Origin of the sequence: Donghicola eburneus (assembly GCF_900115865.1) — a bacterium.
GTDB classification, from domain to species: Bacteria; Pseudomonadota; Alphaproteobacteria; order Rhodobacterales; family Rhodobacteraceae; genus Donghicola; species Donghicola eburneus.
Genome location: NZ_FOXY01000015.1, coordinates 64,403 through 71,374, shown reverse-complemented (window position 1 = coordinate 71,374; position 6,972 = coordinate 64,403). Strand labels below are relative to the sequence as shown.

At 60.9% G+C, this 6,972-nt stretch carries 4 protein-coding genes and 2 pseudogenes; all 6 read right to left on the bottom strand.

What is annotated here, in order from left to right; translation table 11 throughout:
* Window positions 1-218: 218 nt before the first annotated feature.
* Window positions 219-1,178 (bottom strand): IS110 family RNA-guided transposase, encoded by a 960-nt coding sequence (locus BM225_RS19020; protein ID WP_092465205.1) that lies wholly within the window; start codon window positions 1,176-1,178, stop codon window positions 219-221.
* 198 nt (window positions 1,179-1,376) lie between these two features.
* A pseudogene (locus BM225_RS19015) lies at window positions 1,377-1,963 on the bottom strand (IS5 family transposase); the annotation flags it as partial.
* A 219-nt stretch (window positions 1,964-2,182) separates the two neighbouring features.
* Window positions 2,183-3,223: an IS110 family RNA-guided transposase gene (locus BM225_RS19010; protein WP_092465204.1), complete on the bottom strand. Its 1,041-nt coding sequence runs from the start codon at window positions 3,221-3,223 to the stop codon at window positions 2,183-2,185.
* An 86-nt stretch (window positions 3,224-3,309) separates the two neighbouring features.
* A pseudogene (locus BM225_RS19005) lies at window positions 3,310-3,486 on the bottom strand (transposase); the annotation flags it as partial.
* Window positions 3,487-3,549: 63 nt separating this feature from the next.
* Complete coding sequence (locus BM225_RS19000) at window positions 3,550-5,838, bottom strand: copper-transporting P-type ATPase (protein ID WP_394379490.1); 2,289 nt, start codon at window positions 5,836-5,838, stop codon at window positions 3,550-3,552.
* A 135-nt stretch (window positions 5,839-5,973) separates the two neighbouring features.
* A complete protein-coding gene (gene lgt, locus BM225_RS18995; RefSeq protein WP_058123688.1) occupies window positions 5,974-6,894 on the bottom strand; it encodes a prolipoprotein diacylglyceryl transferase in 921 nt (306 codons plus the stop codon).
* Window positions 6,895-6,972 lie beyond the last annotated feature (78 nt).

Here is a 6,972-nt window from a genome sequence, read left to right as displayed (position 1 = left end):
CATTCGACCTCTGGAAAGGCTACGCTGCCGAAATGACCGCCTGACAGGCAGAGCTTTCGCTCCGCTCGATCAGGCGATAATAAGTTGGCAATGCCCGACGAACACATGCCAGAGCACCAGCAAAACGCGATCGAGACATAAAGCCTGCATCGTAGAAATTCGGACAGGCTCCCAGTCAGAGAGATCAATGGCCGCGAGCGTCCTAGCAACTGTATTCATCAGGGATGGCGGGGCTCCCATTTCCGCCGTTTTTTGCAAAGAGCATTGGCGATGATGACGAGCTTGCGCGCGACGGCCGTGACGATGACCTTGTGCGGCTTGCCGGCTTTGCGGAGCCGATCGGCGAAAGCTTTGAGCGTCGGGTTGTGATTTGAGGCAACCAGTGCCGCCTGGAAGAGAACGTGCCGCAGAGCACGCCTGCCACCGGCGATGGCGCGCTTGCCACGCAGCGTTCCGCTGTCCTGCGCCACAGGCGCCAGACCGGTCAGCGCTGCAGCTTGTTCGCCGGTGATCGCGCCGAGTTCGGGAAGTTCGGCGATCAGCGTCGAACTGGCGACCGGCCCGATTCCGGGAACGGAACGAAGGATCCGCGCGGTGTCCGCAAGATGCCTGTCGCGACCGAGAAGCTCTGAAATTCGGCTTTCCAGCTCGGCGATCACGACATCCAACCGCTCTTTCAGCTCCACATCGATATCCTCAAACAGCTCTGCAGTTCCCGATTTTCGATGCGCCCGTATCTGTGCCAGAAGCCGCTTTCGCATCTCAACCACCTGTGCCCGCCTGGTGGTTAAGGCCCTGAGAAGACGTAGATGTTCCGCGGGAAGTGTTCGTCCCGCCTCGGGCCTGAAGACTAGGAAACGCGCTATAAGTTCGGCATCGATCCTGTCGGTCTTGGCGCGGGTTCCCAGGCTGCGCGCGAAGGCCTTGACTTGGGCTGGCGGCACTTGGCGGGTTTCGACGCCTGCATCTTCCAGATGGAACCAGAGCCGCCATTCCTGCCCGCCCGTCGCTTCGAAACAGACGACTGCTCTCTGGTCGTGAGCGAGAACGGACACCGCGACATGGCCATCATCGGAATTGGGGATGCGATGTCGCTGGCCGTCCGGAAGGCAGTGAATATCGAGCCAGTCTCGGCTCACATCTATCCCGATGATCCGACCGTGTGTTACCTTCTCCATGCTCTCCTCCTTCTGATACGCGGTCCCACGAGGGCCGCTGGCAACTGTTCGAGACAATGAAGGAGAGGCGGTGCCGACAGGCTAAGAAACGTGGTCATGCCACAAGGGTCAGACGTCGTGCACCACCCCGTCGCGGGTCCTGGCCGGGACACGTGACGGGACCACGCTACCAGATCCGGGATACAGAAGGGTCAGGATTCATAACCAATAGATGACGACAGCTGCGAGGGCGATTGCCGATAGAAAGACCTTTGGGCATCGGTCGTAGCGGGTCGCCACGCGCCTCCAGTCCTTGAGCCTGCCGAACATGATCTCGATGCGGTTTCGCCGCTTGTAGCGGCGCTTGTCGTATTTGACCGGGGTCTTCCGCTGCTTTCGACCGGGGATGCAGGCGCGTATCCCCTTGTCTTGCAATGCTTCCCTGAACCAGTCGGCGTCGTAGCCACGATCGCCGAGAAGCCATTTGACATTGGGCAGGCTGCTCAGCATCGCCCGTGCGCCGATATAGTCGCTCACCTGCCCGGCCGTGACGAACAGATCGATTGGTCGCCCCTGGCTGTCGCAGACGGCGTGCAGTTTGGTGTTCATGCCGCCCTTCGTGCGACCGATCAGGCGACCGCGCCCCCCTTTTTGACGGCCATGCTGGTCGCCGTTCGGTGTGCCTTCAAGTATGTCGCGTCGATCATCACGGTCGTCTCCTCGCCATGCGCGGCGGCCAGACCGGCCATCATCCGAGCGAAGATACCCTTCTCGCTCCAGCGCTTCCACCTGCTGTAGAGTGTTCTCTGATTGCGGCCTTGTCAAGCGTGGGAGGGCTGATGTCCGTCCGGGGTCATGGTTCTCTCCGAGGTCGCATTGAGCGCCTCATGATGGTTTTCGGTGGCGGATCGTCTCCAATGTCTTGTGCGGGATGTGGCACCTGGCCATCCCATGCTCTACAGCGAGATCGATCAACCTCCGTCCCGTCGGGACTGCGCTCCCCGCTTCAGACGCGGGAACTTAGATCAGGCGGTAGCCTCCTTTTTCCATTGATAGTCGGTTCCATTTTTCCAAAGCGTCAGCATAAGCACTGCGATTTTGCGGGCCGTCGCGACGGCTGCCTTGCGGAAGCCGCGTCGTCCGGCCAGTCGCACGGCCCAGCTTTTCAGCCGCGAGAAACGCTTTACCTGGTGGATCACGGATGAAGCCGCCTCGAACAGTAGCCCGCGCATCGCACTGTCACCGCATTTCGAAACGCGCCCCGACCAATCAACCTCACCAGACTGATGCCGCTTTGGCGTCAACCCAAGATAAGCGCCCACATCCGACGTCCGGCTGAACCGACCAGGATCATCAACCAGGGCTATGAAGCTGAGCGCGTTGACCGGCCCCACGCCGGGGATTGTCATCAGGCGGCGCGCGACAGGATGGACCTTGGCTGTTTTCCTCACCGCCTTGTCCAAGTCATCCGCCACTTGGCACAACTTGGCATGGGTCGCGATGAAGGCATCGGCTATCGCTCGCAGAACCAAGTCGGTCTCGCCCGCTGCCGCCAGTTGATCGCGGAAGGCTTGCCTCTGCCGCCCCTGGCCAATGCCGATCATACGGATGCCGAAGGTTTTGAGGACGCCGCGAATGTGACCTTCGAGGTCCTTGCGCAACCGGATCAACCGTTCCCGCGCGCCTACCAAGCTGCGAAGCCGGTCCGCCTCCTCGCTGCGGATGTGGACCGGTGTGAACCAACCGGTGCGCGCAAGCTGTGCCAAACCTTCGGCGTCGGCAGCATCCGACTTGTTGAGCCGTGCCGACAAGCTTTTGTGCGCCTTGCGGGCATCAATGCAGGTCGCAGGCAGACCGAGACCGGCGAGGCCGCGCTGCAACCAGATCGACAGCATTCCGCTTTCATGCACGATCCGTCGGGGCGTGAGCTCACGGTTGCGAAACCAGCCCGCCACACCCTCGGGATCAGCGGGACAGACGCCACGCGCTACAGTCTCGCCGTCCCTGTCTACAACGCAGATCGAAATCTCTTTCAGCGACACATCCAAACCGGCATAGTATTCCATAGGTCGTTCTCCTCACGGCTTATATCCATGAGGCCAACATACCGGACCTCGTTCGCCGCTGGAGAGCGACCGCCGCAATCACACCATGTCTTGTGCGGACCGTAGGCTGACGGAGCATCGCGCCAGCGCAACCCATTGCGATTGATGAAGATAATCCCACTCAACACTCGCCTGTCATCGACCCGAGGCTTGCCATGCGACTTCGGGAAGAAAGGGGAGAGCTTGGCCATCTGCGCGTCGGTCAGCCAGAAAAGGTCGCTCATGTCACCGCTCCGTTTTCCGAGCCGTGAATCATGCAGCGCATTGAAAATCAATGCATCCTGACCCTAGATACGAACGCCGCGAAGGCGCAGCGAATTGAGCACCACCGAGATTGACGACGCGCTCATGGCGAAGGCAGCAAACATCGGACTGATGAGGATGCCAAAGAAGGGAAACAGAACTCCCGCCGCGACCGGCACGCCGGAGGCGTTGTAGATCAGCGCGAAGAACAGGTTCTGGCGGATGTTGCGCATAGTGGCCCGGGCGAGCCGCCGCGCACGCACGATACCGTCGAGGTTGCCCTTGACCAGCGTGATGCCCGCGCTTTCGATGGCCACATCGGCGCCAGTGCCCATGGCGATGCCGACATCGGCTTGTGCCAAGGCCGGCGCGTCGTTGACGCCATCCCCGGCCATCGCGACCCTGTGACCCGCCTCTTGCAATTCACGGATGATCCGCGCCTTGTCCTCCGGCAGCACGTCGGCCCGGATCTCATCGATGCCGAGCCGTGCGCCGATGGCGTTGGCAGTGCGTTCGTTGTCTCCGGTCGCCATGATGACGCGGAACCCCAGTTCATGCAGGTCCTTGATGGCCGCAGGTGTGCTCTTCTTCACCGGATCGGCGACAGCGACAAGACCTGCAATGTCGCCATCCAGCACCACGAACATTACCGTCTCACCTTCGTCGCGGCGGGCATTGGCCTTGGCGGTCAACGCGCCTGCCTCGAGCCCTAGTTCGCGGATCATCGCCAGATTGCCGAGCGCCACCGCTTTGCCGCCCACAACACCCTTGACGCCCTTGCCAGTGATCGCCTCGAAGTCCCGAGCATTGTCCATTTTGACATCTCGCTCCTCCGCACCCCTGACGATCGCTTCGGCCAAGGGGTGCTCCGATCCGCGCTCAAGCGATGCGGCGAGACGCAAGACCTCGGCTTCGTCGTGGCCGGGTTGCGGGAGTACGTCGACAAGCCGCGGCTTGCCTTCGGTCAACGTGCCGGTCTTGTCGACGATCAGGGTATCGACTTTCTCGAACCGCTCCAGCGCCTCGGCGTTCTTGATTAGGACCCCTGCCTGAGCGCCCCGTCCTGTCGCCGTCATGATCGACATCGGTGTCGCCAGGCCAAGCGCACAAGGACAAGCGATGATCAGAACCGCCACTGCCGAAATCAATGCGTAGGAAAGCGCAGGCGCGGGCCCCCAGATCGCCCAGGCGATGAAGGACAGGACCGCGATACCGATGACGGCCGGAACGAAATATCCCGCCACCTTGTCGGCATATTTCTGGATCGGGGCGCGCGAGCGCTGCGCGTTCGACACCATCTCGACAATTTGAGCCAGCATCGTGTCGGACCCGACACGCGTCGCCTCCATCACCAGACTGCCAGTGCCGTTGATCGTCGCACCAGTTACCGGGTCGCCTTCGGTCTTCTCGACCGGCACAGGTTCACCGGAGATCATGCTTTCGTCGATCGAGGACCGGCCGTCCAGAACCACGCCATCGACAGGAACCTTGTCACCGGGCCGTACGCGCAGCCGGTCGCCGACCTGTACGTCCTCCAGCGGGATCTCCTCTTCGGAGCCATCGTCCCGCATGACCCGCGCGGTCTTGGCGGCCATATCGAGTAGCGCACGGATCGCCTTGCCGGTTCCTTCACGTGCGCGCAATTCCATCACCTGACCGAGCAGCACGAGCGTCACGATCACCGCCGCCGCCTCGAAGTAGACGCCGACATGGCCTTCGGAGTCTCGGAACCCATCAGGGAATATGTCCGGTGCGAGAACGGCAACGACGCTGAAGAGCCAGGCGGCAAGAACGCCCATGCCGATCAGGGAGAACATGTTGAGGTTCAATGTGCGGAACGAAATCCATCCGCGTTCCAGAAACGGCCAGCCGCACCACAAGACCACTGGCGTTGCCAGGATCAATTCGATCCATTGTGTGGTGCCTTCGCCAAAAAAAGTCCGGACTGCGGGGAAACCGACGAATGGCCCCATCGTGAGGACAAGGAGCGGGATCGTCAGGACTGTGCCGACCCAGAACCGCCGTGTGAAATCCACCAGTTCGGGATTTGGACCTTCATCGCCCGGCACACCGGATTCCAGTTCCAACCCCATGCCACAGATCGGGCACGCGCCCGGATCAGGCTGCCGCACCTGAGGGTGCATCGGGCAAGTGTAAATGGGACCATCATGCCCTTGGGGAACCAGATCATATCGTCCATCCGCCGGCGCGGCACCTGCTTGGTGGTCGTGATGATCATGTGCTGAATGGACCTCGAGCTCCGATTCCGGCACGAGATGCATCCCGCATTTCGGACAATTGCCGGGCTCAACCTGCCGCACCTCAGGGTGCATTGGGCAAACGAATACCGAAGAAGCTGCTGTGGTTTCAGAACTGTCGGGGGTGCTCATTTTGCGGTCCTTTCCGAGAATGCTTCTCTTGCCTAAGGCTTCCATCCACAGGAGGGTCAAGAGAGATCAGTATGGTGATTACATTGCGGATCTGCGGGGTGGCGCTGTCCGGCCCCGTTCCCGTCGGGCGAGCACGATCAACGCCAGCCCGACCAACACCATCGGCATGGAGAGCAACTGGCCCATCGTCAAACCCCACTCACCAAAATGGAGCGCATGGCCAATCGGGTTGTCCGCCGTCACAAACTGTTGGTCCGGTTGCCGGAACATCTCGACGAAACTTCGGGCAAGACCATAGCCGGTCAGAAACACGCCAGCCAAGGCACCGGGCATTTTCAGCCAGCCCCGGCCCCAAGCGAGATAAATGAGCAGCATTCCAAGAATGAGCCCCTCCAATAGCGCCTCGTACAGCTGGGACGGGTGTCGGGCGCAGAGGCCGCTAATCCCTGGGCAGGCCTGCGCGACTTCGCCGGGAAAGATCACCGCCCAGGGAACGTCCGTCGGCCGCCCCCACAGCTCGTTGTTGGTGAAGTTCGCCAGCCTCCCAAGAAACAAGCCTGGTGGTGTTGTCAAAGCCAGCAAGTCGCCAGTGCTGAGCAATGACGCGTTTTGTCGAAGGCAGAACAACAAGGCCGCGATGACAACGCCCGCGAAGCCCCCGTGGAAAGACATGCCGCCTTGCCAGACCATCAGAATCTCCAAGGGATTGGCGAGATAATATGCGGGCTGGTAGAACAGTACAAAGCCCAGGCGACCACCAGCAATCACGCCGATGATGATCCACGTCAGAAGATCTTCGATCTGCGTCCGGTCAAGCGGCGGTCCAACTGATGTCCAGAGCGCGGGACGGCTTATGGCACTCAAACAAATGCGCCAGCCAATCAGGATACCGAAGATATAGGCTAGCGCGTACCAGCGGAGTGCGAATGTGACCCCCCCGATGTCGAAGGAGAAGAGGTCGGTTCCAATATCCGGAAATGGCAATCCCGCTGGCAGCACTGGGTCAGTTCCTCATCAGGAATTTACGTGGGGATTAGATGGCATTAATCGAGCACCGCCAATGGCGCTGGCTCTGCG